This is a genomic window from Saliterribacillus persicus, assembly GCF_003337485.1.
In the GTDB taxonomy this organism is placed as follows: Bacteria; Bacillota; Bacilli; order Bacillales; family Amphibacillaceae; genus Saliterribacillus; species Saliterribacillus persicus.
Map to the genome: position 1 here is coordinate 201,283 of NZ_QPJJ01000001.1, position 24,854 is coordinate 226,136.

23 protein-coding genes are annotated in these 24,854 nt (G+C 36.9%); 4 read left to right on the forward strand and 19 right to left on the reverse strand.

Annotated elements, in window-relative coordinates; genetic code table 11:
* Positions 1–480: 480 nt before the first annotated feature.
* The 7 genes from DFR57_RS00825 to DFR57_RS00855 all read right to left on the reverse strand — a co-directional run bounded on the left by DFR57_RS00825 (position 481) and on the right by DFR57_RS00855 (position 8,971).
* Positions 481–1,152, reverse strand: a complete 672-nt coding sequence (locus DFR57_RS00825) for a Crp/Fnr family transcriptional regulator (protein ID WP_245937343.1) — start codon at positions 1,150–1,152, stop codon at positions 481–483.
* Between the two features lie 33 nt (positions 1,153–1,185).
* Complete coding sequence (locus DFR57_RS00830) at positions 1,186–3,069, reverse strand: heavy metal translocating P-type ATPase (RefSeq protein WP_114351237.1); 1,884 nt, start codon at positions 3,067–3,069, stop codon at positions 1,186–1,188.
* Positions 3,069–3,284 carry a heavy-metal-associated domain-containing protein gene (locus tag DFR57_RS00835; RefSeq protein WP_114351238.1) on the reverse strand — a complete coding sequence of 72 codons (216 nt, stop codon included), beginning with the start codon at positions 3,282–3,284 and terminating at the stop codon, positions 3,069–3,071. Before DFR57_RS00835 ends, DFR57_RS00830 begins: the two co-directional genes overlap by 1 nt.
* Positions 3,285–3,505: 221 nt before the next feature.
* Positions 3,506–5,023: a sensor domain-containing diguanylate cyclase gene (locus tag DFR57_RS00840; RefSeq protein WP_245937359.1), complete on the reverse strand. Its 1,518-nt coding sequence runs from the start codon at positions 5,021–5,023 to the stop codon at positions 3,506–3,508.
* Between the two features lie 205 nt (positions 5,024–5,228).
* Complete coding sequence (locus tag DFR57_RS00845) at positions 5,229–7,484, reverse strand: putative bifunctional diguanylate cyclase/phosphodiesterase (RefSeq protein ID WP_114351240.1); 2,256 nt, start codon at positions 7,482–7,484, stop codon at positions 5,229–5,231.
* A 227-nt stretch (positions 7,485–7,711) separates the two neighbouring features.
* Positions 7,712–7,996, reverse strand: a complete 285-nt coding sequence (locus tag DFR57_RS00850) for a YrhK family protein (protein ID WP_114351241.1) — start codon at positions 7,994–7,996, stop codon at positions 7,712–7,714.
* A gap of 114 nt (positions 7,997–8,110) precedes the next feature.
* Positions 8,111–8,971, reverse strand: a complete 861-nt coding sequence (locus tag DFR57_RS00855) for an SDR family oxidoreductase (RefSeq protein WP_114351242.1) — start codon at positions 8,969–8,971, stop codon at positions 8,111–8,113.
* A 196-nt stretch (positions 8,972–9,167) separates the two neighbouring features.
* Between DFR57_RS00855 and DFR57_RS00860 the strand changes: the two genes are divergently transcribed.
* Positions 9,168–9,602, forward strand: a complete 435-nt coding sequence (locus tag DFR57_RS00860; RefSeq protein ID WP_114351243.1) for an Rrf2 family transcriptional regulator — start codon at positions 9,168–9,170, stop codon at positions 9,600–9,602.
* A gap of 60 nt (positions 9,603–9,662) precedes the next feature.
* Here the strand turns inward: DFR57_RS00860 and DFR57_RS00865 are convergent, their stop codons facing one another.
* The gene (locus DFR57_RS00865; protein ID WP_245937344.1) at positions 9,663–10,112 is read right to left on the reverse strand and encodes a spore coat protein; all 450 of its coding nucleotides are present in this window, start codon (positions 10,110–10,112) and stop codon (positions 9,663–9,665) included.
* Positions 10,112–10,399 (reverse strand): hypothetical protein, encoded by a 288-nt coding sequence (locus tag DFR57_RS00870; RefSeq protein WP_114351244.1) that lies wholly within the window; start codon positions 10,397–10,399, stop codon positions 10,112–10,114. Before DFR57_RS00870 ends, DFR57_RS00865 begins: the two co-directional genes overlap by 1 nt.
* A 256-nt stretch (positions 10,400–10,655) precedes the next feature.
* Here DFR57_RS00870 and DFR57_RS00875 point away from each other — a divergent pair, with 256 nt between their 5' ends.
* Positions 10,656–11,306, forward strand: coding sequence for a hypothetical protein (locus DFR57_RS00875; protein WP_114351245.1), 651 nt, complete (start codon positions 10,656–10,658; stop codon positions 11,304–11,306).
* A 24-nt stretch (positions 11,307–11,330) separates the two neighbouring features.
* Positions 11,331–11,555, forward strand: coding sequence for a hypothetical protein (locus DFR57_RS00880; protein ID WP_114351246.1), 225 nt, complete (start codon positions 11,331–11,333; stop codon positions 11,553–11,555).
* A gap of 98 nt (positions 11,556–11,653) precedes the next feature.
* Here DFR57_RS00880 and DFR57_RS00885 read toward each other — a convergent pair whose 3' ends face one another.
* From DFR57_RS00885 to DFR57_RS00905, 5 genes are all read right to left on the reverse strand, one after another.
* Positions 11,654–12,532, reverse strand: a complete 879-nt coding sequence (locus tag DFR57_RS00885; RefSeq protein WP_114351247.1) for an alpha/beta fold hydrolase — start codon at positions 12,530–12,532, stop codon at positions 11,654–11,656.
* Positions 12,533–12,552: 20 nt separating this feature from the next.
* Positions 12,553–13,335: a class I SAM-dependent methyltransferase gene (locus DFR57_RS00890; RefSeq protein WP_114351248.1), complete on the reverse strand. Its 783-nt coding sequence runs from the start codon at positions 13,333–13,335 to the stop codon at positions 12,553–12,555.
* 75 nt (positions 13,336–13,410) lie between these two features.
* Positions 13,411–13,764, reverse strand: coding sequence for a hypothetical protein (locus tag DFR57_RS00895; RefSeq protein ID WP_114351249.1), 354 nt, complete (start codon positions 13,762–13,764; stop codon positions 13,411–13,413).
* A gap of 164 nt (positions 13,765–13,928) precedes the next feature.
* Entirely contained in the window at positions 13,929–14,492 is a 564-nt protein-coding gene (locus tag DFR57_RS00900; RefSeq protein ID WP_114351250.1) for a cysteine hydrolase family protein, read from the reverse strand.
* A gap of 23 nt (positions 14,493–14,515) precedes the next feature.
* On the reverse strand, positions 14,516–15,052 hold the full coding sequence (locus DFR57_RS00905; RefSeq protein ID WP_114351251.1) for an ATP-binding protein: 537 nt from the start codon (positions 15,050–15,052) through the stop codon (positions 14,516–14,518).
* 587 nt (positions 15,053–15,639) lie between these two features.
* Here DFR57_RS00905 and DFR57_RS18530 point away from each other — a divergent pair.
* A complete protein-coding gene (locus DFR57_RS18530; protein WP_114351252.1) occupies positions 15,640–18,561 on the forward strand; it encodes a rhamnogalacturonan lyase family protein in 2,922 nt (973 codons plus the stop codon).
* Positions 18,562–18,667: 106 nt separating this feature from the next.
* On the opposite strand, the gene pntB is transcribed toward DFR57_RS18530, so the two are convergent.
* The 5 genes from pntB to DFR57_RS00935 form a co-directional block, all read right to left on the reverse strand.
* Complete coding sequence (gene pntB, locus DFR57_RS00915; protein WP_211315327.1) at positions 18,668–20,074, reverse strand: Re/Si-specific NAD(P)(+) transhydrogenase subunit beta; 1,407 nt, start codon at positions 20,072–20,074, stop codon at positions 18,668–18,670.
* 3 nt (positions 20,075–20,077) lie between these two features.
* Positions 20,078–21,625: a Re/Si-specific NAD(P)(+) transhydrogenase subunit alpha gene (locus DFR57_RS00920; RefSeq protein ID WP_114351253.1), complete on the reverse strand. Its 1,548-nt coding sequence runs from the start codon at positions 21,623–21,625 to the stop codon at positions 20,078–20,080.
* Positions 21,626–21,974: 349 nt separating this feature from the next.
* Complete coding sequence (locus DFR57_RS00925) at positions 21,975–22,730, reverse strand: alpha/beta hydrolase family protein (RefSeq protein ID WP_114351254.1); 756 nt, start codon at positions 22,728–22,730, stop codon at positions 21,975–21,977.
* A 53-nt stretch (positions 22,731–22,783) separates the two neighbouring features.
* Positions 22,784–23,107, reverse strand: coding sequence for a winged helix-turn-helix transcriptional regulator (locus tag DFR57_RS00930; protein ID WP_114351255.1), 324 nt, complete (start codon positions 23,105–23,107; stop codon positions 22,784–22,786).
* A gap of 150 nt (positions 23,108–23,257) precedes the next feature.
* Positions 23,258–24,754, reverse strand: coding sequence for a sodium:solute symporter family protein (locus tag DFR57_RS00935; protein ID WP_114351256.1), 1,497 nt, complete (start codon positions 24,752–24,754; stop codon positions 23,258–23,260).
* Between the last annotated feature and the right edge of the window lie 100 nt (positions 24,755–24,854).

Below are 24,854 nucleotides of genomic sequence, written 5' to 3' on the forward strand. Positions count from 1 at the left end.
AAAATCCACATCTTTTTATGTGCAATCGTTTGCATAAAATTAATAAAAATATGAACAATATAATTAATATTGTTCATTTATTAAATGGCAACCGATTGTACAATATATTTATACCATACTATTTATAAACTCACAACAGCTAAATGAAAAATTTATTATTCGCGGGTTTTAAACCTGAAAAGGTAACTGATCAGTTCACTGAGACTATAAGGTATATTTTGTTATGGTGGATTCTAGGCAATATGAAGTGGATCCAATTGGTTTCAGAATTTAACTTGCGTAAGCGGAGGGTCTCAGTTTAATGTGTGATAAAGCTGGTGTTATTTTGCCAGAAACTGTTGCTAATATGTTCAAGTGCAGTGTATTTAATAATTGTCGAGGGTTGTTTCTTCGTCAATGACGGTAAGTGAAAAAGGGGGTTTGATAACCCTTTTTCCACTTTGGATCTTCGTTATTATCTAGCTTTCTGGGGCAGTTGATTTATAACTCTTCTAATTGTACTTGATCTAGAATTAGGAAGGTGCGAGAATCTTGTTTCTGAATAATCCCGCTTCTTTCCATATCAGAAAAGCGTCTACTAATCGTCTCCGGTGTAGTGCCAAGATAGGATGCTAGGTCTCTTTTGGTCATCGTGAGTCTTGCGGTATTATTTTCTGTACAGGTTAATAAATATTTTGCAATTCTGGTTTCTACTCGCTCCTGTGCAAAAAGTGCCGTCTGGGTTTCTGCGGTATCAAGACGCGTTGCAAATTCCTGCATAATTTTAAGCGCAATTGTTGGGTACTGCATTAAAAAACTGTGCAGATCATCCTGTGTGATCCGGCATACTTGCGCATCTTCTACTACCTCTGCATAGGCTTCTTCTTTTTTGTTTGTGAAAAGAGCGAGCTCACCGGTAAAGTCACCAGCTGACAATAGACGCACAAGCTGCTCTTTTCCTTCCTCGTTCATCCTGTAAATGCGAACCTTTCCTTTATGCACAATGTATAAAGCACCAAGCGTATCGCCTGCATGATATAAATGCTCTCCCTTTTGGTAGGTAGAGGAGTGCACGGTTTTCATGATTTCATCTAAATCCTCAGCTTCTAAATGGTTAAAAATCGGCACTCCAGCTACACAACCACGATAGGAATGATTACATGTAGAACTCACTTGATCACCTCGCTTTTTTACTAGTTTATCATATTAAGCGGTACGTTCTGCTAGTACGCGCCTCACCTTTTTGCGTTTGGACTCACCGAATTTCATTAACCGCATGGCATTTAATATCACCAGTAAGACACTTGCTTCGTGGATAAACATGCCTGAAGCGAGGTGCACGGAACCCATCAAGACACCTATTAATAAAATCGCGACCACACCAACGGCAAGATAGGTATTCTGTTTTACATTTTTGGTGGTTGCTTTTGCTAAGGCAAAGGCATGTGCAAGTTGATCAAGCTTATCTGCCATTAAAACAACATCAGCTGTTTCCATGGATATATCAGTTCCTCCCTCACCCATCGCAACGCCAACATCTGCTGTTGCAATCGATGGTGCGTCGTTAATTCCGTCACCAGCCATTAAAACAATTTGGCCATCAGCTTGCCACTTCTTCACATAGGAAAGTTTATCCTCTGGCAACAATTCGGCATAAACCTGATCCAAACCAAGCTCTGTTCCGACACTTTTAGCGGTTAGCTTGTTATCACCAGTCAGCATCACAATCTCTTCCACACCATATGCTCTTAATTTTGCGATGGCGTCTTTTGCGTCTACTCTAATTTTATCAAAAATGGATAGACTACCGACTAATTTTCCATCAATCGCTATAAATACAACCGTTTTACCTTTTGCTTCTTTTTTTGTAACGGCTTGTAGTAATACGTCCGAAACGTCGACGTGTGATTCCTTCATCAAAGCACGGTTTCCTACTATTATTTTTTGGCCATCTAGCATTCCTTCGACACCTAGTCCTTTTCTGACCGTGCCTTCCGTGATCTTCTCCAGCTTAGTTAAACCTTGTTTCTTCGCTTCTGCTACAATTGTTTTTCCTAAATGATGCTCTGAAATCTGTTCGACTGTAGCTGCTAAATGTAATAGGTCTTGTTCAGTGTAGCTTTTATCGATAACATGGATGTCTTCAACGGAAGGCTTCCCTTCTGTTAACGTGCCCGTTTTATCAAAAATAATCTTGTCTACTTTAGCTAAGCGATCCATCGTTTCGCCGCCTTTAATTAGCACGCCATTTCTCGCTCCATTTCCGATACCCGTTACCGTCGATACTGGTGCCCCAATCACAAGTGCACCAGGACAGGCGATCACTAAAAAGGTAATCGCCATGTGAAGATTCTTTGTGATCACAAGAACGAGAATACTTAATACAATAATAGATGGTGTATATATTCGTGCAAAAGCTTGTAAGAATTTTTCCACTTTCGTTTTGGATTCTTGAGCTTCTTCTACCAGTGCGATCAGTTTTTCAACCGTTGTATCCTCGCCGACTTTTTCAGCTACGATATCGACATAACCATGATCTACCAAGGTCCCACTAAAAACGGTAGCATCCACGCTTTTAGTAACAGGGACACTCTCTCCTGTCACCGCTGCTTCATTTACTACACAATGGCCACTTAGCACTTTCCCGTCCACTGGAATTTTTTCACCTGAACGTAACCGGACAGTGTCACCTAATTTCACCTCTGACACGTCGATCGTTAATTCTTCACCTTCTCTTACCACCCGTGCTTCTACAGGCGCGAGATCCATTAAACTTTTTAACGATGCGCGTGTTTTCGCGAGCGAACTTGCTTCTAAATACGCACCAAATAAAAATAAGAATGTCACAACCGCGCTTTCTACGTATTCACCAATAAATAAAGCACCAATGACTGCAATTGTTACCAACAATTCGATGCTAAACGCTTTAAATTTAAGTGCCTGCCATGCTTTTTCCCCAATCGGTACACCTGCAAGTACGGTAGCACTTAGGAGTGCCAAGTCTTTTAAACTTGGCACAACAAATGCTAGTACTATAAGTGCTCCCGCTATCATCATAACTACAGTTTGTTTCTTCGGATATCGTTTCATTATTTTTCACCCACTACAGAATATCCAAGCTTAGAAATCTGCTCACTAATTTCCTTCGCTATAATTTGCTCTTGGCTAAAGGTAACCTTCACCTTCTGTGCATGAAACAATACCTTTACATTCTCCACGCCGCGCATCTTCCCAACTACGCCCTCAATCTTTTTCACACATGACGGACAAGTCAAGCCCTCCAGTTGAATTACTGACGTTGTCATATTCCATCTCCTCCTTTGTATAGTTTAATCTTACGCCAGAAGAGCTGAACAAAAATTGACGCAGATCAATTTTCCCAAAAAATCTTTTAATAAATATAGTTTTCCCCTCGAATTGGTCATGAAAGTGAATGAATTGTCCAAGCTTCATCTAAATTTGGCCGAGAAAATTCTTATTAACACAAAAAAACTGCACCCCCAGTTATGTTGGAAGTACAGTTTTTTTATTTATGTGATTGTTCATCATAGTGGTATTGATTTCTTCCTTCAGCTTTCGCTTTGTAGAGGGCTATATCTGCACGTTTCACTGCATCATGATAGGTGATATCGTCCGCTTTAAAATGCGAAACACCAATGGAAACCGTTATTTTTAATTTCACTGCTTCAACAATAAAATCATGCTTTCGAACAGCGTTTAGTAAAACAGTAGTAAACGTGTCGATCATATCTACATGCAGTCCATCACAGACAAGTAAAAATTCTTCTCCACCCCATCGATAAACGCGGTCCGTATTTCGAATCACGTGATTCAACGCTTTCACTGTTTCGCAAATCACTTGATCTCCTATATCATGACCATAGGTATCATTCACATGCTTGAAATTATCAATATCTATCATGTAAACAATCGGAGAGATGCCTGTTCCTTTATAGTTTTCAAACCATTCTTCTAAATCTTCTTGTCCAGCTCGTCTATTCCATCCTTTTGTTAATGGATCTGTGTATAATTCCTTTCTTGTTCGGTTTCTAAAGTTTATATAATATCTTTTCTCTACGATATAAAAGATAGCTAGTAAAACGATAACACTACTAAGCAAAAAGTAGAGTACCCCTTGCTTCATAGAGGTTAATAAATTCATGCTCTTTTTTTCAGTTTCATCCGCATATACATCGATTTCATTTGTATGCACACCCATTGCAATGATCCAGTCAAAGGGTTCGTATAGATAAGCATAGGAAAGCTTTTTTGAAATATTAGCAGAATTCAACTCTTCAAAATAGTGCGTATAGAACACTTCTCCATTTTCCATCAGACCATCAAGTTCTGTTTGATAGGGAGTGTTCCCCATAAGGTCCTTTGTATAGGTCGATAAATAATCTCCCTCTGTATAAGCCAAATACGGATGTATTCTGCGTAGGGCGTAATTCTCACCACCACGATAATCTAAGACTTCGTTCACCCAAATATATGCACTTTGAGAATACTCGGCTTGGTAAATGATTGCACGAATGCTTCCTTTTATTTTTTTCACCATATCTTCTGTCTTAACTCCCATGACAATGCTGTATGGACCTATTTTCCTGTCCTCATACACAGAAAAGGCTTCTTCGTTATCGGCAATATTAACAACGTCATTATTGTTATCGTTAGTAAATACCATTTCATCTTCTTCCTCGACATATACTGATACTTTACTATTCAAGCCGTTTAATAGACTTTCATCTAATTCTATTAGAAACGTTTCTGCATTTCGGTCATAGGAATTTTCAAGTAATGTCATTCTTTCATAGATTGATTGTAAGAAGCTAGATTTTTGTTCATCTTCTAAAACTTTAATTTCTCCTACTACATTTAAAACACTTTCTTTTAAATATTCTTTTTTAATATCATATACAGTTATTTCAGTCTGGTCAGTAAAAACCTCACTTGTTTTTTTATAGGAGTAGTCCAATAGAAATATTATCAGTAGTGCTAAAAATAAAATACCGCCTAAAATCACTATCTGATATTTCCTTCGCATTCGCTTCAATAGACTCCCCCCTATCCCTGTAAAGTTACCGATGGTTAGTGGAACTTATTAGGATACTAACGTCCATTATCCTCATTAAAATACCCACTTCTAATTAAAGATTTTCACTATTCATCTAACCTTTCGATATTTTAGACCTAAGGAATAGTTTAACAAATTTTTTCAAAAATTAGAATCTTTGTTTGAAAAAATTTTACTATACGGCTAATAATAGATGGTTCTCTAATTCTTTTAAGGAGACCGGCTGCGAAAATAAATATCCCTGCCCTAACTCGCAACCTAGGTCGATCAAAATCTCATGCTGAAAGTGTGTTTCAATACCTTCTGCTATAACCTTCAAGTTCAGATTTAAACCTATGTCAATAATTGTTTTTACGATAGAGAAATTTGTTATCACTTCCATTTGATCTATAAAAGATTTATCGATTTTAATCGTGTCGATTGGTAATGTTTTTAAAACGTGGAGCGAAGAATAGCCTGTTCCAAAGTCATCGATAGCTGTTTTCACTCCAATTGCCTTTAATCCTTTTAAAATTTCGGTAGAATGTGCGACATTTTGCATTATACTTTCAGTTATTTCTAACTCTAAATATTTTGCTTCTAGTCCGGTTTCCTCTAAAACTTGCTCTACAAGCTCAACAAACCCCTGCTCTTCGAATTGACGCACGGAAACATTCACAGCAATGGCTATTTTTTGATATCCTTTTTTATGCAACTCTTTTGTATCTTCACACGCTTTTCTTAAAACCCATTCACCGAGCGGTAATATCTGCCCCGTTTCTTCTGCAACTCGAATGAACTCCTGTGGTGGAATAGCTCCTAGAGTAGCATGATTCCATCTTAATAAAGCTTCCATTCCAATTATTTTTTTACTATTTAACTCGAATTTTGGTTGGTAATGTACCATTAATTCATCATTTTGCATCGCTTTTTTCAGTTCTATTTCCAATGTCATTTTTCTAACAATATCTTCATTTAATTTTTGATTAAAGAAATGGTATCGATTTTTCCCCGTTTCTTTTGCATGATACATTGCTGCATCTGAATATCGAAGTAAAGTCTCTCCCTTTTTCCCATCTGTTGGATACATGCTTATCCCAATACTTGGGGTGATGTTAATTTCATGATTATCGATAACAAAGGAAGACTCAAATATAGCAAGAATTGATTTAGCAATCCTTTCACACTCTTCTTTATCTATATCCGGTATAATGATAACAAACTCATCCCCGCCAATTCGATATATTTCTGATTGACAATCAGCCCCCATTTTCAATCTTTGAGCTGCTTCCATTAGTACTTCATCCCCGTAATGATGTCCTAGCGTGTCATTGACATTTTTAAAACGGTCTAAATCTAATAATAAAACACAAATAGAGGTATCTAGGGTTTCTGCTTGCTTCAAGAAAAGCTTTAACTCTTTAACAAAACTAGTTCGATTTTTTAAAGAGGTTAAGGAATCATGATAGGCTAAGTAACGGTATTCCTTTACCAATTGATTATTTTTACGCATTACTACAATTTGTCGAGTAATCACTAAAATAAAAACAAAACTAATACCAATACTTAGGGCATTCATTTCCCAATTATAACTATCACTTACTAGGATCACTAAAACAATTCCACCAATATAAGGAAAATAGGTATCCTTGCTATCAAAGGAACGTAATATTTTCCAATCAAAAGACGCAAAGTCTTTTTGAACAAATTTTGCTGCAATACCCATAGATAAAAGTGCAAAGAGCCATATGGCATCAATGTATATTCCTACTTCATAAAAATCATTAAGGGTTGCGTAAACAAACATCATGTCAGCTAGTGCTTGGAAAAAGAAGGCACAAACAATGAATAAGAGCGATTCTTTTTCATTACTATATAAGGAAAGATAATAAATAATCAAAATTGCAAAGATAATACTTAAGTCTACAACTAAATATAATATAGAAATTACAAAGACAAGAGTAGATTCACCGGAAAATGCTAGGATTGGTTGAAGTAAATAGTGAACGGTAATAGATACGGAAACGATTATAAATATCCCCATGTTAAATAAATAAGGACTCGTGTTGATCGATGTTTCAATTACACGAATTTTATATACAAGTGCTGTGAGAAAGAAGATATAGGCAAATAACCATAACGCATAAGATAGGTCAGGATAATCAGTAACCTTTTGAATGATTACAATAATAAGCCAGTAAATACTAGAAATGGTATATAACGACACTCCAATTCCAATCAAAAGCCAGAACTTTTTCTGTTTATCCTTGGTAATTTTATATGCATCATAAATCCACTTCAAACATAGAAAACCAGCTAAAATTAAACCCGTTATGGTAACTAAAACCCTAACCCACGGATTATCTTGTAATAATAAAAGTAGAAGATAATACAAAAAAGTAATTACCAAGACAATGCCAATGATTGAGCTTTTATTTGCTCGCATTTTCATCCCAACCTTCTCTTAAGGACATATATTTAAAAAATATAATAAGTACTGCAAATTTAATATCTAAATTGCACATGTCTTTATATGATCAATTATACCCTTAATCATAACATAAATAAAATATTTTATTGATAAATATGTACTATCAAATAAAAATAATTAGCACAAAAGTCACATATAATAAATAAAAATAAATCCTCTTTATAAAAAAGAGAATCTATTTTTATCTATTAAGTTGTATAGGTATCTTTACTCTTAATTTCATCTCGCAGGGTAGCGCTATTAATTAAGCGTAAGACTGGCCTTACCACTAAGAAAATACTTCCGAGGAGATAAGCAATCATCCCCTCCATTTCCAGACTCGACCAGAAATTCAATATGCTCCCAAGCACAAATAATATACCAATTAGCATATCATTAATCGTAGAAAAAACCTGATACCGTTTATTTAAATAAAGACGAAAGCGCCCAGCTTTCACATCAATATATTCCTCACCATCTTTAATAGAAGGCATACTATCACTCCTCCCGTAAATAGTTACCTCATTTTATACCCCCATTTATAAAAAATTAAACATATTTTAGGAATTTCGGGATGTGGTGCCTGGCACCTGTCGAATTTTCTTTATTTAAATATCATTAACTATTTGCGTTAAGGCTTCTTTTATTGGTGTGACTGGGCGACCGAGTACTTCTTCAAAGTCACTATTTTCAACCTCTAGTGAACCGTTACGAATGCTTTGTTGAATACCGACTACAATTGGTATAACAGCATCAGGTAAGCCCAAGCCTTTCATGACTTCTGCATATTCATCATCTGTGACTGATTGAATAGCCACCTCTTTATCCAATACAATACTAAGTGCGTCTGTAAATTCCTGTTGAGTTAATAAAGGTCCTGAAAGTTCATATACGGTATTTTCATGACCATCTTCTACTAGAACCTTCGCCGCTGCATCTGCATAATCTTGTTGAAGTGCCCAGCCTACTTTCCCTGCTTCAGCAGATGTTACCCATGGAGCTCCTGCCTTGACACCTTGTATACTTCCTGTTTCATTTTCTAAATACCAATTATTCCGCAGGATAGAATAAGGAATCCCGGTCTTCTTAATTGCCGCTTCTGTTTCAACATGGGGTGGAGCCATAATATTCTTACTCTCTGTCGCCTTCGCTATACTTGTGTAAGCAATAAATTTAACCTTTGCCCTTTCTGCCGCTTCAACCGCATTTAAATGCTGACGAATTCTTGTTTCATCGTCACCATCTGCTGAAATAATTAATAAGCGGTCAATTCCTTTAAAAGCATTATCTAAGGTTGTTGGATGATCAAAGTCTCCTTGTCTCACTTCAATACCTTGTGTTTTAAGGTCTTCTGCTTTCTCAGGATTTCTGACACTTACTACCAAATCACTTGATGGTATTGATGTAAGTAATGTTTTTACGACCTTTGAACCTAATTTACCTGTAGCTCCAGTAACTAATAATTTCATAAATAACTCTCTCCTTTTAAGTTGTAACTATTTTGATTACATGTATTCATTTTAGTTACAAGATAAAGATATGTCAATTAATTACTACAGCTATTATTTTGCTCAAGAATTGGTATAATAAACTTGTAATCACTTTAATTACATGATAAATTGATTTATTAAAAAGTAGATCGTATATAAGAAAGGGGACTAGAAATTGTCTATTAGCAGTAGATTCTCTGTTGGAATTCATATATTAGCATTAATTAATATAAATAAGGAAAGTACCACCACATCTGAATTTCTGGCTTCAAGTGTTAACACTAACCCAGCTGTAATCAGAAAAATTATGGGTATGCTAAAAAAAGCAGGTTTAATCGAGGTCCGACCAGGTATTGCAGGATCAAAACTTACTAAGGAATTAGCTGAAATAACATTATTTGATGTGTACAAGGCTGTAAATGTTGTACAAGAGAACGATTTATTTAGCATTCATGATAATCCAAATCCATTATGTATAGTAGGGAAAAACGTTCAGAATACTATCGAGCCAATATTTACAGCTGCTCAAGTTGCAATGGAAAAGGTCTTAATATCTGTAACGCTAGAGGATGTAGTAAAGGATATTGAAGCGAAGGAAAATATCAGTTAAAAAGCCAACTCTGTCTTTGAGTTGGCAATCTGAGGGAGTATAAGCAAATCCTATGGGATATTAAAAAATATCCAGTTGTACTAGTAATGCTAACAAAATTTGAACTAGTACTTGCAGGGAAATTGCTACATCCGTATCAGTAGTGGTGACAGTTACATTTTCTGATCCTTCTATTAATATCCTTTGTCTATTAACCTGATCAATTTCTGCGCGTTGAAGTAATTCTTGGGTAACTAACTCTGCTCGATTACTATCTGTAATCGTAATGTTAACAACAAGTGCGATAGCAACTTTTAGAGCTGCTTGAATAGATACAGCTACTTGCGTATCCGTAGTTGTAATATCCACCCCGCAAGAATCTCTAACTTCGATTAATTCAAAGGATCCTTGAAAAATGTCAGCGTCCTGCGTATCCTTCTGCTGAATAGCAGCATTACTATTGTGATTGGAATTACAGCCATAGAATTCATCAATTGCTCTTCTTCTTCTTTGTTCCATTCTCGTACTCATTATTCATCACTCTCCTTTTTCGTATTTTTTTTCACTAATTCTCGTAACGGACTTTCTACTGACTCTAGCTTCTCTTTAACATTCTCTGGTTTGTTTTTTGAAGTAAAATCACTAACGAGAACTTCTAGTTTTTCAGAAATATTTCTTAATTCTTGTTTTTGTTCCTCTGATAATTGGTTTGTGATAGATTCATCAGTTGTTATCTTGTGTTTTTTTAAGACACTGGAAACAGCCACACCTGCTAGACTTTTAGATAAATTTGATAGTTCCTGGTTTATTTCTTCCAACTTATTCTCCCTCCTTTCAGCATCTTTCACTATTACTATATTAATTTTCCTGCTAATAGGTTGGACTTGTTCCTAATCTACTCTAAAAAAGGTAGTTGTCCTGCTATATTTGTCTCTAGTATGGTGCAGAATGTCCAAGAGAATAAGAATGAAGATCATTTTTGCTAGAATATACAACAATTTAACTGAAGGATAATTGCATTATTTTTCCAAGTCATGTTATAATTTCACTGCCGAAAATTACAGGAGGGTCTCCTTGAAATATTCGTTATACATATGCTTATCCATTTCATTATTAATAGTAAGTGCATGCAGTGTTAATTCAGACAAGAATGAACAAAACAGTGCAAATGAAGACGGTGATTCACCAGTAGAGAAAAACCAAACAACAAATGATCAAGAAAACAATGATGATAGCATCTTTAGTATGGGTGAGTTTGAAACTCTGAAAGGGAAAAATGACGTTGGTACATATGAGACAGGTCCCATATCCATAATGATTAAATCTGTTGCGGTAAAAAGAGGAGAAATAAATAAGGATTTTTTAAATGGTCGTTTGCCAGAAGGGAAAATAGAATTTATAGAAGTACATATGACTGTGACTTCTGAAAAAGAAAATATTAATTTTACGGAAGATAATTTTCAGCTGACAACTGATTCTGGAGAAGAATTTCATAAACCTGAAGGATTAATGAGTACTGCTCTGAATATTAACTTTGCATATATTGATTCCGATACAGGTGCCGGTGATTATTATGTGACGGTATCATATATATTGGAAGAATCAATGACAGAGTCGCTAGAAGAGGTTAATTTTCATGTAAAGGCTCCAACTGACCAAAACGACAATTCCTTAGGAGAAGACATAGATATTGATATACCTGTTTCTATACCGAATCCCGACTAAACTACATGTAAGAAAGGAGTAATTATGGATCTACTATACTTTCTGAATATAATGATCATTGTAGCAATTGTATTAGCTATTTTCACCACACTTTTGCTTATTTTTGCTTTAAAGGTCGCTAAATCATCACATAAACGACAAAATGAATTAATGGCAATACAAAAAGAAAACTTGTTAATACAAAAAGCAATTTTAAGCGAATTAAAAGAGCTAAAAAAAGGTAATGATGAAAAAATTGACTTATACTAAAAATGACAATCCCTTCTTAAAACGATTAAAAGACGAGATACAAGCTAAAAGTGTATTCTCGTTTTTTTTATTACATTTCATTCTAAAATTTGCGTGTTTTAATAATAAGTTTTCAAAAAACCTATTACATCTTCATTTATTTTTACCAAGTAATCTTCTGATGGAAAATGTCCCATATCATAAGCCTTATATGCTTTTAAATTAGGAATAATTTCTTGAGCACCTTTATTCAATTTTCCTTCAGGGAAAAATATATCCTTCTTGCCAGTTATAACTAAAGTGGGAGATTGGTAATTTTCTAATTCACTCTTTTCCGTTAGCTTAGGCATATCTTGTTCAAGGCTTACGTATTTGAATACATCACCGATAATTTTTTTATCCATTTCTTTCATGCTTCCATCAGACATAATACCAGTAATTTGATTTAGATACTTTTCCTTAGAAGTAGCATTAAACAAAACTAATGGAAGTAAAATATCTTTCATCATTTTTAATTTAGAACCTAGTTTTATTCCAGCTGGTGAAACTAATACGGCGCAATCAATTTTCTCTGGCATAAATGTAGCTAACCTTAAAATGATACCAGCTCCATAGGATGGACCTATAAATGCACTACGTTCCACATTAAAATTATGCATTAATTCCGCTATCCAGTGAGCAAAACTATCGTCTTTTGCTGACATTCTATTTTCATCACTGTATCCAGGATGCCCAATCGTGTCTGGTGCATATATTCTGTACTGCCCTATTAATGGTAAAAACCACGATAAAGTCATTGGATTTATACAATTTCCGCCTTGGAATATAAAAATAGGTTTTCCTTCAGGAGGCCCTGCTACTAAAACATGCGTTTTACCATAGCTTGTATCAACATAAATTCGTTCGTACTCAAACTTAAATGCTTCTATGTAATTCTCATAGTGTTCTGAAATTATCTTTTTGCCTTTGTCATTTTTATATATAGTTTCTTTCTCCATAAAATCTCATCCTACCTATCCTATTCTACTTTTAATTTTATAGCTCGCGTTGCGATAAAAGTTTTAATATAGTTATCTAATATTCTCTTCCCTCCAAAGTCATCTTCAAAAAAGCCTGATATAAGAAACCCTGCATCAATTTGTCCTTGAATTTGGTCTTCCAAGGTATGGGCATATTCTATTGTTTGATTTGTTTTAATATAATCTTCAAGTTCATCCTTTTTTAGAAAGTCCAATGTCGATGAAGGAATAGCATTTTTAACATCTAAAATCCCTTTTCGCTCTTGATTATCATCAAAAATCCATAATAAAGGATTTGTAAAGCCACAAATCAGAATTCCTTTATTCTTTAAAACTCTTGAAACTTCATTCCATACGGGGCGCACATCTTTTACAAATAAGTTAGAAACAGGATTGACAACAATATCATAAGATTCATCGTCAAACTCACTAAGATCTGACATATCTCCTTGCATTGTTTTTAAATTTAATCCATCTCTTTTTGCTACCATTTGATCTTGCTCCAATTGCTTTTTAGATATATCAGTTACTGTTACGTCTGCTCCTGCTGCGGCTAAAACTGGTCCTTGTTGACCTCCACCCGATGCTAAACAAAGAATCTTTACTCCTTTTAAATTTTTAGGAAACCAATCTCTAGGGACTGATTTTTCAGTTGTGACAGTGATTTCCCAGTCACCAGCTTTACTTTTATTAATAATTTCAGCACTTACTGATTGAGTGTATCTAGAACCCTCTTCCACTTTTTTATCCCAAGCGATACTGTTCTGCTTTGAGGTATTCACTTTCTTTCCTCCTCTAATAATCATCTACACATATTTCACAAAGAACTCTTATATAAAAATTGACACCATTATTCCTCATAATATATTCAACAACTGCTTTATCTTATTTAGTTTGTCCTTTTGTTTCTGGGTTGTGATGACGGGTGTTTGTGTGTTATTAATATTGTCATAGGTGAAGATTATTGAACCGTCTTCTAAAATAGAGAAAGCATATTCTCCCTTTTGTGTTGTTGATTTATTTTCGTTAAAGAAACCGAATATATATACAGTTCCTGATTTTATTTTATTCATTGCTTGTTCATTTTCAATATTCTCAACGTGAACCCCTTCCACCAAAGACAATACCTCTTTTATTTTCTTTTTATCTTTTATAACAATATCCGAATCCTCGGCTGGATGATTATCTATTATTTTTTTAACAACTAACATCTCTCCAAAATTTTTATTTTCAATTTTTATAACTTCTTCATCATCTGTGCAAGCAGTTAATAAGACACAGATCCACGCGGTTACAAAAAGCTTAAAAATTTGTTTGATGTTTATACCCTCTCCTCTCTCGGTATAATTCTAAAAATTCGCTTTTTCTTTAGCACTTATTCTTCTCGATATCTATCATGCTGTGGACGGAACAAGTCTTCCTCTGCATTTCTTACGATGGAGAAGTGTTCAACATTATAATGTCCATGAAGGGTTTCATTGTGATGTTTTATAATTTGTTCCGCACTCAATACTGCACTTTCTTTGGTCGAATGCCCATCGCCTACTAAAGTAACATCTAAACCATTAATGGTAGCCGTTCTAACAGCGCTATCGATGCAGTGTTGCGTTTCACATCCCATAATAACGACATGCTCCATCTCTTCAATTTTTAAATAATTTAGAAGTCCAGTTCCATGAAAGGAATTTGTTGCAGTTTTATCAAATATCTTTGCATTTGGAGGTACCAGTATTTTTTCATGGATTTGAAATCCTTTCCCTTTACCTTCCGCTACATCCAAATCTCTAACAAAAATTATAGGAACATTCGATTCATTAGCTTTTTCAATTACTAAATTAATTTTGTTGATAAGCTGATCTTTATTGAAAACAGCACTTTCTTTATGATTCCCTTCTATTAATTCTTGCTGCGCATCAATGACTAATAATGTTTGTTTCAAATATATTCTCCTTTCAATTTTGTTCAATTAGAATTCAGATAATTCAATACCAGATTGACTCGCTCGGCTACTGTATAATCTCCTTCAATTCTTAATACAGGACATGGTGCATCTTTCATCCATTGTTCGTGAAGGGTTTTACTTCTCACTTCCAGACCCGCATCATCATATAAAGATGCCCATTCTAAGAATGTTTTTGATTGTTCGTAGTTGCTACCGCCGGGTAATACTCCTTTTCCATACCTCTGAGATTCTCTTTCCTTTAATCTTTCAAGTCTTATATCTTTTGGAATCCATAAAAAAATAAGGAGATCGAAGTAATTCTTGAAATCATCTCCCCAGCCACAAACAGCACCAGATAAAATCCAATTTTCATATAATAATAAATCATTTTGTAGTAGCTCTCTTCTATCCGGTACAGCTCTTTGCTCTGTAAACTTTTTTGTCCAAAAGTAATCATCTGTATCAAGGTATGTATGGGGCAATTTTTCAGCTAGTGCAGCACCTAAGGTAGAAGTTCCAGCTCCAGAAGCACCCATAATATGTATTTTTCTTTTCATTATTTAACTCCCCTCACAGCATATTACATTTTTAGGTGATAATGACGATAAATGCCTATTCCTATTAATTCAATTTCATTTCATGAAACTCCTGTTTTTGTATCCACATTATTTAGGAATTGGATTTCGGTTTTTTGGTGCCTGTCACCTGTCGATTAATCTTTATTAAAGATTGGTTATCTAGTTTTCTGAATTCGTATCTAGCTTTGGCGTCATGGTATCTAGTATTACTGAGTAGAGAAGCAGTCTCATCAACCTCCCACTCTCTCCCCTAAAACAAATCCACAAATATCAGAGTTGTTTGTTCAATTTTCGGAGATTTTATTGACGAACGCGCTTATCCTCATTAAGCTTGCATTACTCAGATGGAAATTTCACAAAATTGCCACAACACAAAGCCCTAGCCACGCTTATATGCACAACTAAAAATTTTTTAAAACTAAATGTAAGCGCTATCATACTATAGAACCAAGTCTAAGGGTCTGACTTCTATTTAAGGAGGTGATGCAAAAGATACGCGAGATCCCGGACATCCTAGAGGCTACATAAAAAAACTAGATCAAAATAATAGGAGGTTTTTGCATTTGATGAAGAAGGTTTCTGTATTTCTAATTGCCGTATTATTAGTTAGTCTATTACCAGCTTATTCCCCATCACAGGTTCAGGCAGAAACAGATGACAGTTATTTATTTGATTTTGGCTCAGAAAGTAGTCCGGTAGCAGATGGCTATACACAAGTTTCTAACACCCTAATTTACGACGCAGAAAGAGGATATGGTTTAAGCAATGAAGTGGATAATCGTGACCGAGGTGAACCCGATAATTTAAGAAGAGACTTCACTAACGGGGCAGATTACTCCTTTACCGTTGACGTTCCAAACGGAGACTACTTCGTTCGCATTATTGCTGGCGACGATATTGCCTTTAACAGAACCAGCTTCGCGATTAACGGCGAGAGCGAGGGAAGTATTTCCTCTGGGGCTGGAGAATACGCAGAGCTTAACACTAATTTGACCGTAAGCGATGAACAAATCGTAATCGATATCGGAAACAACGGACGGATTAATGCATTAGAAATTATCCCGATGACTAAAATTGAGAGCCTAGCTGTTGACACTGTTACTTACTCAGCAGACAGTGTAGTAGAATTGTCCTGGGACGCTGACGACGCGTCTAGTCATTATAATATTTACCGTAAAAATGAATCCGATGAATCCTTTGAGAAGATCGATGAAACAACAGATGCAACCTACACCGACACGAGCGTAGAACTCGGATTTTCCTATACCTACGCTGTAACACTCGTGCATTCCTCAGGTATCGAATCAGAAAATAGCAATGAGGTAACCGCACAAATTTTTAATGAAGAAATAGAAGTACCATCAGCACCCGCAGGCGTAGCTGTAAACGACGCAACACTTGATAACGTCACGTTAAATTGGGAAACAACAGATGGTGCCATACAATACTATATTTACCGTGCCAATCACAACCCAGCAGACTACCCAGAAGGTGCAGTGACCTTTGAAAAAATCGCAACAACCACTGAAGCAAGCTTTACAGACGATTCGATTTTGACCTATAACCCCTACTATTATCAGGTACGCGCGGTTAACGAAGGCGGGATTTCAGAAGCTTCTGAGGTTGCAGAATCTCCCGTAACAGAAGTTCGCAAACGTCAAATGGAACAACTGGACCGTGCTTTAGTAGCAGTGCAATCAGAGGATGGCGTTTACGTAGGATGGAAGATGCTTGGAACGGATCCGAAAGAGGTGAAATTCAATGTTTTCCGTGATGGGAAAAAGGTGAATAAGAAGCCGATTGAGGACAGCACCAATATTTTCGATGAGAATGGAACGATAGATTCGAAATATCAAGTGAAGATCATTAAAGGAAGTGGCGATAAAATAACAGAGGAAGTGGATGTTTGGAGCGAAGATTATTTAAGTGTCACACTAGACAAACCTGAGGGTGGCACCACACCAGACGGAGTAGATTACGCCTATAGCGCAAATGATGCAAGTGTTGGGGATCTTGACGGGGATGGTGAATATGAGATCATTTTAAAATGGGACCCATCGAACTCGAAGGATAACTCCCGATCAGGTTATACAGGTAATGTTTATTTAGATGCCTACAAGCTAGATGGAACGAAATTATGGCGCCTTGACCTTGGTAAAAATATTCGTGCGGGTGCCCACTATACGCAGTTCCTTGTCTATGATTTTGATGGCAATGGAAAATCAGAAGTCGTTTTAAAAACAGCAGACGGTACGGTTGATGGACAAGGAGATGTCATTGGTGATGCCGAAGCTGACTGGCGTAATGATGGTGGTTATATTTTAGATGGACCTGAATATTTAACCGTTTTTGAAGGCGAAACAGGAAAAGAATTGACAACAACAGACTATACACCTGCAAGAGGAAATGTTAGTGACTGGGGTGATGGTTATGGTAACCGCGTTGATAGATTCCTAGCTGGAGTAGCTTATCTCGACGGGGAGCGCCCAAGCATTGTCATGGCTCGCGGCTATTATACGAGATCTGTACTAGCTGCCTATAACTTCCGTGATGGCGAGCTAACAGAGGAATGGGTATTTGATAGTGATGACGAAGGAAATGAAGGCTATGCAGGACAAGGAAATCACAGTCTATCTGTAGCTGACGTAGATGAAGATGGCAATGATGAGATCATTTACGGTGCGATGGTCGTAGATGATGACGGAAGCGGTCTATACACAACTGGATGGGGACATGGTGACGCACTTCACGTCAGCGATTTTGATCCGAACCGTCCAGGACTAGAAATTTTCCAACCACACGAAGACGCATCGATCCCAATAGGCTACGGGATTCGTGACGCGGCAACTGGTGAGAAAATAGCCGGTGTCGATATCAGCAGTGACGTAGGACGTGGTCTGATCGCTGACATTGATCCACGTTACGAGGGTGCTGAATTCTGGACTTCTTCAGCATGGGACGGAAGCTCTGGAAACGGGCTACATGCTGTAGATGGCGAATTAATTTCACAATCTATTCCACAATCGGTCAACCATGCGGTTTGGTGGGACGGCGATTTAGGTCGAGAGATTCTTGATCATACGTTTGATCAAGACAATGACCCGCACGGCGTTGGACGTATTGACAAGTGGGATTACGAAAACGGTGAGCTAGTTAATCTACTAACACCGGAAGGCACACGTACAAGCAACTGGACAAAAGGGAATCCATCACTTCAAGCAGATATCTATGGGGACTGGCGTGAAGAAGTAATCTGGCCATCTAGTGATAGTGAAGAGCTTAGAATCTACACGACAACAGACGTAACTGAAGAAAAAATTCACACATTGATGCACGACCCAGTTTACCGACTATCTGTAGCCTGGCAAAATGTTGGCTATAATCAGCCACCACACACAGGATTTTTCCTTGGCTATGACATGGACGAAGCACCAAGACCAGCAATAGAAACCGGAGACAAACTATTCGGACCAGACAAAAATAGATAATTGGAAAGGACGAGCCCTCGGGCTCGTCCTTTTTAGTGAATGGTGCCTGGCACCTGTCGATTAATCTTTATTTCTAGGTCACTTTTCATATTAACAGTTTACTTTTTTATATCGAATGCAATATTGCCTCTGTCGTTGTTTTCGCATCCCCAAAACACATACTGGAATTTTCTTTAAAGAACAGCGGATTTTGCACTCCAGCATAACCTACTCCCATAGAGCGTTTCATCACCACGACATTTTTTGCTTTCCATACTTCAAGAACAGGCATGCCAGCAATTGGACCAGTTGGGTCATCTTGTGCCGCTGGATTTACCGTGTCATTTGCACCGATAACAAGTACAGTATCTGTTTCAGGAAAGTCCTCATTGATTTCATCCATTTCCAACACAATGTCGTAAGGCACCTTCGCTTCAGCTAAAAGCACATTCATATGGCCTGGTAAACGACCAGCAACTGGATGTATCGCAAAACGCACATCGATTCCCTGGTCACGAAGTTTTTTCGTCATTTCTGCAATCGGATATTGTGCTTGAGCCACAGCCATTCCGTAGCCTGGTGTAATAATAACAGAGCGTGATTGTTTTAACATTTCTCCTACATCTTCTGCAAAAATCTCACGGTGCTCACCCACTTCTCCATCAGATGTTGCACTTGCTCCTTGATCACCAAACCCACCAGCAATGACAGCGACGATGGATCTGTTCATTCCTTTACACATCACATAGGATAGAATCCAACCAGAAGAACCTACTAAAGCTCCAGTAATAATTAACAGGTCATTCGTTAGCATGAATCCTGTCGCTGCAGCAGCCCATCCAGATAGAGAGTTCAACACCGAGATAACAACTGGCATATCTGCTCCACCGATTGACATAACCATTTGCCATCCAAGATACAGAGCGATCGCTGTCATGATGCTAAGATAAATCATTGCGTTTAGAGAGCTTCCCTCGATAATAAATAAAGCTATAAGAACAATAGATGCAATTAGGAGTATGGCATTTACCGCTCCCTTGAATGGATAAGAAAGAAGTTTCGAACCAATCATTCCATGCAATTTACCAAAAGCAACAATGGAGCCCGTAAAGGTGATGGCACCAATAAGAGCACCAAGGGATATTTCTATTAATTCAATATTTAAATGAACATCACGTACAGGATCATGTGTAAATATTTTAATGAAACTATTAAAACCAACTAACACAGCAGCTAGACCAACAAAACTGTTTAAAATCGCAATAAGTTGTGGCATTTCGGTCATTTTAACCTTTTTCGCTACAACAATTCCAATCAAAGCACCAAGCGCCACCGCTACTACAATATAGATCCATGCTTCCATATCAAGCTCTATACTTAAAACAGTAGCCACGATTGCTATGGCCATACCTACAATACCAATTATGTTCCCATTTTTAGCAGTTTCTTGTTTAGATAGACCAGCTAAGCTTAGGATAAATAGGACACCTGCAATGATATACGCTACAGTAACTAAACCTTGAGACATCTCCATCCCTTACACCTCCTGATCCTTTCTAAACATATTTAACATACGGTGCGTTATCATAAATCCACCAAATATATTAATAGATGCTATTAAAATACCAATAAAAGATAAAATTTTCACTGCTAGAATATCACTATTAATTTGTAAAATTGCACCCACGACAATAATACCTGAGATCGCATTTGTAACGGACATGAGTGGGGTATGCAAGGCACTTGTCACCTTCCAAATCACGTAATAACCAACAACAATAGCTAATGCAAAAACTGTAAAGTGAGATAAAAACTCTGGTGGTGATACTTGCCCTATCCAACCGAATAAAAGAATGGCAGCTATGCCGAACATATATTTCAAGCCAGAGCGATTTTTTGTTTCTTTTGTAATTGGTTCTGTTTTAGCTTTACTGTCTTCCTTTTTCACAGGAGCTGCTGAGACACTAATTTCAGGTGGTGGAAAAGTTACTTTCCCTTCACGCGTAACTGCCATGTTCCTTAATATCACATCATCAAAATCAATATCGATATTTCCATCCTTTTCTTTACACAGCAATTTTGTTAAATTAACCAAGTTTGTTGCATACATATCGGATGCTTGTGCTGGCATGCGACCCGGAAGATCGGTATATCCAATTATTTTCACTCCTGAGTCTGTGACAGTGAGTTCGTTTGGAACCGTGTATTCACAGTTACCACCTGTTAGAGCAGCCATATCAACGATTACTGATCCAGGCTTCATGCTATCAACCATCTCTTTGGTAATAAGCTTTGGAGCCGGCATCCCTTGAATCAGTGCAGTTGTTATGATGATATCTACTTCTTTTGCTTGTTCTGCTATTAAATCCATCTCTGCTTTAATAAAAGCCTCAGACATTTCCTTTGCATATCCAGAAGCGGTTGTTCCATCTTCCTCGATGGCCACACTTAAAAATTCTCCACCCATCGATTCAACTTGTTCTGCCACTTCAGCACGTGCATCAAATGCTCGAACAATTGCTCCAAGCGAACGCCCTGTACCAATTGCAGCTAACCCAGCTACACCAGCACCAATGACAAATATTTTTGCTGGAGGTACTTTACCCGCAGCGGTTATTTGGCCATTTAGAAAGCGACCAAAAGCATGTGTCGCCTCCATAACCGCTCGATATCCTCCAATGTTGGCCATCGAAGACAAGACATCAACAGATTGCGCCCGTGAAATCCTTGGCACCATATCCATTGCTAATACATTGATTCTTTTCTCCGTAAGATGCTTGATTAGCTCACTATTTTGACGCGGAAAAATAAAACTAACTAACGTTGCGCCCTCATTCATCTTCACTATTTCTTCCTCGTTTGGCGGATTTATTTTAAAAATGATGTCAGATTGCCAAACGTCAGTAGTGCTTGCGTTGATTGCTCCTGCCTTTAGGTATTGCTCATCTGTAAAGCTAGCTTCTTCACCAGCTCCAGCTTCAACAGAAATATCAAAGCCGAATTTCTTTAGTTGTTCAACTGTTTTAGGAATTGCAGCAACCCGGGTTTCACCGGGGTAGCTTTCCTTCGGTATCCCTATTCTCATCAAAATGCTCCTTCCTCGCTCTGTTTTTCATGTGAAGTATTTCACATGTATGTGTATAACGGTCCTCTTGATGATCCCTTATATGGGACTAGGAACTTATTTTCCCTTTACCATATTTGGTAATTAAAATGTTTATAAAATAAGTATATTCAAAATTCTCATAAATTCATATGGACATTTTATGTCAAATGCATAAAATTTGAATAAATATACTTTTATTGTTTTATTGTTCATAAATAGCGTTTTAAAAATGAATCTTTTTCCTGAAATTATCTTCAAATTCATAAAAAAACGCATCTCATAGATGCGCCTTTTCAGCAAATATTATCTTCCTTCAATGAGAAGAGATTTATAAGTTTTCTTTTACAAATTCAAGTGTCATATCCACTACTTTTTTATTACTTTCTTCTGAAAATCCATGTCCTTCTCCAGAAAACACTTCCATGCTTGCATGAGGATATAGCTTTGCTGCTTTCTCTCCATATTCAAGGGGAACAATTTCATCCTCATCACCGTGCAAAATTAATACATTCTTATTGAATTTGCCAATATGTTCAAATACGTTATATCCATGAATGGATTCAATGAATTTTTTCCCCAACGGCACGCCCCATATCTCACAGGTGTCAGGAGCATTGTCTAATACAGGAAATCTTTCCGTCCAATTATCCGGAATGCAAAATGCAGGAAACATCAACAACAAGCCTTTTATTTCATCTATATATTCTTCTGCTACTAAAGCTGTAACAAATCCGCCTTGACTTCCTCCAAAAAGAAAGATATTGTCGCGATCGACATTATCCCATTGCTTTATAGTATCAATTACAGCGCACAAATCTTCCTTTTCTGTAATGATAGACATTTCCGTCGTCTTAAGATCACTTTTTGAATGTACAGATCCACCGCAGAAATCAAAACAAAATGCCCCCACACCATTATCAGCTAAATACTCACTATGCATAGCAAAATCCGCATGCGTCCCATTAAAACCATGACTAAAAATCACCATCGGAAACTCAGTCTTATTCATAGGCATGTAAGAGACCCCATAAACCCTCCTACCATGATGATTAATCTCTACAACATTTTTTTCATAATTTTTCATTTTGATCCTCCAATCTTGTAGTTTTGTGGTGCCTGGCACCTGTCGAATAATCTTTATCCCCATTTAGCTCCCCATAGTTTCATTTCTTTGATGATTTTATGTAGGTCTTGTCCTTTATCTGTGAGGGAGTATTCTACTTTTGCTGGGACGGTTGGGTATACTTTTCGGATTACGATTTCATTTTCTTCCATATGTCTTAGTGCGTTTGTTAATGCTTTTGGACTTACTCCTTTAATTGCACGCTGGAGCTCACTAAAGCGTTTGGTTCCTCCAAACAATTCACGCAAAATTAAAAAGGACCACTTTGAGCCAATGACATCCAAGGCTTTTTCAATTGAGCAATCAATGACTAGTGTCTCTTCTTTAACATTTTCCATGACTCTATCACCCTCTCTTTTTATCATCATACTATAAAAAAGATAGTTAATATATAAATAAAGCTATCCACTATCTAACATCTCTATCTTAAGAAATAACGAGCAAAAAGGATTAGCAACTAGATCAGCTGCTAATCCCCCGAAATACTATTAACTAATTTTTTTCAAAACAAGTGCTTCATGCTTTTCATTTGCAGTGATATAACTAATAATGCCCATCGCTACAAACGAGGCTAGCGAGGCAAAGAACATTGCCAAATATATATTTTCAATTACGTTCAATTGTGTAAATACGACATAAAGACCAGCACCTGCAATAACAGCAGCTATCGCTCCATAATTCGTCGCCTTTTTCCAAAAGTAGCCGAGCGAAATCGGTGCTAAAATACCTGATAAAATCGCAGAGAAACTAAATTGAATCAAAATCGACAAAGATTCTGGGCGGTCTAATGAAATATACAAAGACAATAAACCAACTAAGAGTAGAGAACCTTTTGCCACTTTAAGCGACTGTGAATCTATTTGGTCCTTACTTAAATTCTTATTAAAAAGCGGAGCTACTATTCTGTAAAAATCATTCCCAATACTTGTTGTTACCCCTAAATATAAGCTGTCCGTACTCGACAATATTGCAGAAATAATACCTACAATGATGATCGCAGCAATAATAGTTGGGAACGATTCAATGACATACATCGGAATCGCAGCATCCGCGCTTTCTAGTGCAGGGAATAACACTCTTGCAGCTAGTCCACCTAACACCATCAATGTTGAAATGACAAATAACACGATACCTGTTGAAAGTGTAAAAGGTGCAAGCTCTTCCTCTGTTTCAATCGACAATACTTTGTTTAGTAAATGTGGCATTAAAATAAAGCTAAACAATAAGAACTGTACGGCCATAATTGCTAACACACTATTATATGGACCCTCTACCCCAATAGCTCTTGTTAAATTCGGATCCGCTGCATTTAGCTGACTAGTTAATTCGCCAAATACATTGATTCCGCCACCGATGGTCCAGAAAAATGAAACAAATATTAAGATAGAAGCAACAGCCATAAGTAACCCTTGAATTCCATCGGTAATCATCTGCGCATAGGCACCACCAAGTCCGATATACAAAATCGTAATGGTTACCCCGATAATGATACCCCAAACATAAGGTATTCCGATAACTGTTTCAAAGATCGTCGCAAGCCCCACATTTTGACCAACAATATAATAAACATTAAATAAAATAAGGACGGAAACAAGCACTTGCAAGGCTTTTGAGTTATAACGACGTCCTAACCATTCTGGAACTGTCGACACACGGCCAAATTTTTTCCCATAACGCCAAAAGGTTTTAGCAAAAATTAATAATCCGACCCATGAAACACCAAAGCATCCTAACGTATACCACAAAACAGATGTTCCGTATTGGTATGCAAGACCTGGCACCCCGATAAATAAATTAGCACTGGAATAGGATGCAGCAAAGCTTGCCCCAACTAACCATGGGCTCACCTTCCCTCGTGCTGTTGCAAAACCATTCATCGACTTACTATGCTTCCTTCCCCTTTGCCCTATCCATGTTACAACGCCAAAATAGACGACTAATAAAATAATAACAGTCCATAAAAGCAGACTTGAATCTGTTAACATATGTAAAACCTCCCTTAGTTATTTTTGTAAAATTTCCCCCATATTAAAAGTCCGATTAGCCAAAATAAAACGATTAAAATCAAATAAGTGTAAATCATAA

What these genes read in the sequence shown, in the direction of transcription:
- DFR57_RS00830 (WP_114351237.1), bottom strand. Translation starts at nt 3,069, where the DNA reads ATGAAACGATATCCGAAGAAACAAACTGTAGTTATGATGATAGCGGGA.
- DFR57_RS00835 (WP_114351238.1), bottom strand. Translation starts at nt 3,284, where the DNA reads ATGACAACGTCAGTAATTCAACTGGAGGGCTTGACTTGTCCGTCATGT.
- DFR57_RS00840 (WP_245937359.1), bottom strand. Translation starts at nt 5,023, where the DNA reads ATGCGAAGGAAATATCAGATAGTGATTTTAGGCGGTATTTTATTTTTA.
- DFR57_RS00845 (WP_114351240.1), bottom strand. Translation starts at nt 7,484, where the DNA reads ATGAAAATGCGAGCAAATAAAAGCTCAATCATTGGCATTGTCTTGGTA.
- DFR57_RS00850 (WP_114351241.1), bottom strand. Translation starts at nt 7,996, where the DNA reads ATGCCTTCTATTAAAGATGGTGAGGAATATATTGATGTGAAAGCTGGG.
- DFR57_RS00855 (WP_114351242.1), bottom strand. Translation starts at nt 8,971, where the DNA reads ATGAAATTATTAGTTACTGGAGCTACAGGTAAATTAGGTTCAAAGGTC.
- DFR57_RS00865 (WP_245937344.1), bottom strand. Translation starts at nt 10,112, where the DNA reads ATGAGTACGAGAATGGAACAAAGAAGAAGAAGAGCAATTGATGAATTC.
- DFR57_RS00880 (WP_114351246.1), top strand. Translation starts at nt 11,331, where the DNA reads ATGGATCTACTATACTTTCTGAATATAATGATCATTGTAGCAATTGTA.
- DFR57_RS00885 (WP_114351247.1), bottom strand. Translation starts at nt 12,532, where the DNA reads ATGGAGAAAGAAACTATATATAAAAATGACAAAGGCAAAAAGATAATT.
- DFR57_RS00895 (WP_114351249.1), bottom strand. Translation starts at nt 13,764, where the DNA reads ATGTTAGTTGTTAAAAAAATAATAGATAATCATCCAGCCGAGGATTCG.
- DFR57_RS00905 (WP_114351251.1), bottom strand. Translation starts at nt 15,052, where the DNA reads ATGAAAAGAAAAATACATATTATGGGTGCTTCTGGAGCTGGAACTTCT.
- DFR57_RS18530 (WP_114351252.1), top strand. Translation starts at nt 15,640, where the DNA reads ATGAAGAAGGTTTCTGTATTTCTAATTGCCGTATTATTAGTTAGTCTA.
- pntB (WP_211315327.1), bottom strand. Translation starts at nt 20,074, where the DNA reads ATGGAGATGTCTCAAGGTTTAGTTACTGTAGCGTATATCATTGCAGGT.
- DFR57_RS00920 (WP_114351253.1), bottom strand. Translation starts at nt 21,625, where the DNA reads ATGAGAATAGGGATACCGAAGGAAAGCTACCCCGGTGAAACCCGGGTT.
- DFR57_RS00925 (WP_114351254.1), bottom strand. Translation starts at nt 22,730, where the DNA reads ATGAAAAATTATGAAAAAAATGTTGTAGAGATTAATCATCATGGTAGG.
- DFR57_RS00930 (WP_114351255.1), bottom strand. Translation starts at nt 23,107, where the DNA reads ATGGAAAATGTTAAAGAAGAGACACTAGTCATTGATTGCTCAATTGAA.
- DFR57_RS00935 (WP_114351256.1), bottom strand. Translation starts at nt 24,754, where the DNA reads ATGTTAACAGATTCAAGTCTGCTTTTATGGACTGTTATTATTTTATTA.